1 protein-coding gene is annotated in these 271 nt (G+C 41.3%); it reads left to right on the forward strand.

The annotated features are described in order from the left end of the window. A partial coding sequence (locus tag RYX56_RS22485) for a PH domain-containing protein (RefSeq protein WP_317124138.1) occupies window positions 1–271 on the forward strand: 271 nt, incomplete at both ends.

Genomic DNA, 271 nt, shown 5'->3' on the forward strand with positions numbered 1-271 from the left:
TTTCTTGGAAAGAATGGATTGGCTGGATTCTGAAAGGGCTGATACCAATCTCTGTACTTGGGGCAGTCTGGTCATGGATCAGACCGTTTCTGCTTTACAAAAGCTGGCGATTTGATATTAATGAGGATTTTTTACAACTAAAGTCAGGTGTCTTAAATGAGGAACATCAGTTGGTTCCGATGACAAAAATACAATCGGTATCCACGAATCAAGGACCTTTACTGAGAAAATATGGGCTCTGTTCCGTTTCCATTGAGACGATGGGTTCATC

It is taken from the genome of Alkalihalophilus lindianensis (genome assembly GCF_032843265.1).
Taxonomy (GTDB): Bacteria; Bacillota; Bacilli; order Bacillales; family Bacillaceae_D; genus Alkalihalophilus; species Alkalihalophilus lindianensis.